The sequence below is a fragment of the Candidatus Megaera venefica genome (assembly GCF_034554655.1).
Lineage (GTDB): Bacteria > Pseudomonadota > Alphaproteobacteria > Rickettsiales > Rickettsiaceae > Megaera_A > Megaera_A venefica.
The window spans coordinates 1-1,814 of sequence record NZ_JARJFB010000235.1; the positions used below are offsets into that span (position 1 = coordinate 1).

At 30.4% G+C, this 1,814-nt stretch carries 5 protein-coding genes; 2 read left to right on the forward strand and 3 right to left on the reverse strand.

Translation table 11 applies throughout. The features are described 5' to 3' along the window. Positions 1-12: 12 nt before the first annotated feature. Positions 13-120: a hypothetical protein gene (locus tag Megvenef_RS09320; protein ID WP_322777645.1), complete on the forward strand. Its 108-nt coding sequence runs from the start codon at positions 13-15 to the stop codon at positions 118-120. 40 nt (positions 121-160) lie between these two features. Here Megvenef_RS09320 and Megvenef_RS09325 read toward each other — a convergent pair whose 3' ends face one another. The 3 genes from Megvenef_RS09325 to Megvenef_RS09335 form a co-directional block, all read right to left on the reverse strand. Next, the gene (locus Megvenef_RS09325; RefSeq protein WP_322777643.1) at positions 161-592 is read right to left on the reverse strand and encodes a host attachment protein; all 432 of its coding nucleotides are present in this window, start codon (positions 590-592) and stop codon (positions 161-163) included. Between the two features lie 14 nt (positions 593-606). Then, positions 607-1,095 (reverse strand): OmpA family protein, encoded by a 489-nt coding sequence (locus tag Megvenef_RS09330; protein WP_322777644.1) that lies wholly within the window; start codon positions 1,093-1,095, stop codon positions 607-609. Between the two features lie 322 nt (positions 1,096-1,417). After that, the gene (locus Megvenef_RS09335) at positions 1,418-1,597 is read right to left on the reverse strand and encodes a hypothetical protein (RefSeq protein WP_322777647.1); all 180 of its coding nucleotides are present in this window, start codon (positions 1,595-1,597) and stop codon (positions 1,418-1,420) included. Here Megvenef_RS09335 and Megvenef_RS09340 point away from each other — a divergent pair. Next, positions 1,557-1,814: MFS transporter (locus Megvenef_RS09340; protein WP_322777646.1), on the forward strand; the 258-nt coding region annotated here is incomplete at its 3' end. The two genes, Megvenef_RS09335 and Megvenef_RS09340, sit on opposite strands and share 41 nt — an antisense overlap.

Below are 1,814 nucleotides of genomic sequence, written 5' to 3' on the forward strand. Positions count from 1 at the left end.
GTATTAAATGAAATCAATTTAAATATAGTAAAAGATAATTCGTTAATAATTATTGGACCTTCTGGAGCTGACAAATCAGTTTTAGTTAAAACTATTATAGGTTTATTGCCCCCCAGATAGTGGTGGCATTTTACCTGTCTCAATCCTAATTTGGGCTTAGCTATTTAAATACTGCGTATTCTATTTCGTCGATCGAATGGTTTATTAGATCTTTATTTATTTCTTTTATGACTTTTTTCTTTATAGCACTGCTCAAATTCTGTCTGATATACCCAAGCATTTTAGGATCAGCAATAACAATTAAACTCTTAAAATCCTTATTAGCGCTGATAATATAATGAACATGCTCTGATATTTTATGCGAAGATTCTTGATATTTTATGCCTTTATCAGAGGTGTGGGGTTCAAAACAAGAACCTGGAGCAGATTTCTTTTGATATAAACTGTCATGCTTTGTATTTTTATGATTTACTCCAGACGCAATTATAATACTATCTAAAAGTCCAATAATCTTTAGACCTTGAGCAGTAAATAATTTTAGATTATTTATATCTGCAACCACTATAAGTTTTAAATTTTTATCACCTTGCATAACCCTAACTACTTTTATATAGCTTGGTCAGTAACTATTATTGTTACTGACCTTCTATTCAATTGATGTGACCTTTTCGTATGCTCAAGGATCTCTGGTTTTTCCTTTCCATATGAAATGGCAGTTAGTCTGTTTTTCTCAATACCTTGTGCTATTAAAAATTTACTTACGGCAATTGCTCTTTTCAACCCTAAGGCAAGATTATACTCTTTTGTTCCTATCTCATCAGAATGCCCCTCAATCCAAGCTTGCACTGACGGGTTATTTTGTAGCCATTCTACTTGTTTTTTAAGTACATTTTTAGCGTCTTTAGAAAGATCGGTTTTATCAAAAGCAAAATAGACTTTATCGCCCGCTTTTTCTTTTAAATCATCTTGTATTGAGATCTTATTTATTTCTCTAGTTGCTTCATACGCTGAGTTAATGTTTTTTATACTTTTTTTTGTGCTACAGCCCGCTAAACTAAATACCACTAATAATAAAACTACTTTGTGTATATCCATATTAATATGTTCCCAATTTTTATATAACTGTAGTCCTTAAAATCTTTTTTAATTAACTCCATAATAAAACTCAGACTTTAAAATAACAAATCAATTAAACGTTATCTCAATCCAAGGTTGAGCGCAAGAAGTTTTTTCGATCCAAGAAAATTGCTAAATAGCTTTAACAGAATTGGGAACAACCCTACTTATCTGATGATATTACCTAAAAATTATGTTGTGTGTATCAGTTATTTGTATTACTTTCAAACTAACCTTAGGTTATCTTTTGCGTGGTAAAATTGGATTTTGATAGCGCTCGATTAGGCAATGCTATGGCACCCTATATAATGTCAACAAAATGTGGGAACAAGCTAGGCATAAAATTCATAAAATATTGTAGTAATTTCATGTTATTATTTATTTCCTTATTAACTATATGCATCATTTCTAGAGCCGAAATAGATTTCTTTATTCCATGCATTCCTGATCTCCAGCAAAAATTTGGTTTATCATCCTTCATGGCACAATTATCCCTAAGTTTAAATTTTATAGGTTATTGCATAGGTATTTTATTATCTGGGATTTTAGGGGATAAATTTAATTATCGTACAATAATTTTATACCACTTATTATTTTTTATTTTAGCCACCCTACTTTGCGTCATTACCTCCAATTATAAATTTTTTCTATTGGGGCGTTTTATACAAGGTATTAGTATTGCTAGTCCAACAATATTG

Coding starts and splice junctions, on each gene's coding strand:
- Megvenef_RS09325 (WP_322777643.1), bottom strand. CDS start 592: ATGCAAGGTGATAAAAATTTAAAACTTATAGTGGTTGCAGATATAAAT.
- Megvenef_RS09335 (WP_322777647.1), bottom strand. CDS start 1,597: ATGAAGGATGATAAACCAAATTTTTGCTGGAGATCAGGAATGCATGGA.
- Megvenef_RS09330 (WP_322777644.1), bottom strand. CDS start 1,095: ATGGATATACACAAAGTAGTTTTATTATTAGTGGTATTTAGTTTAGCG.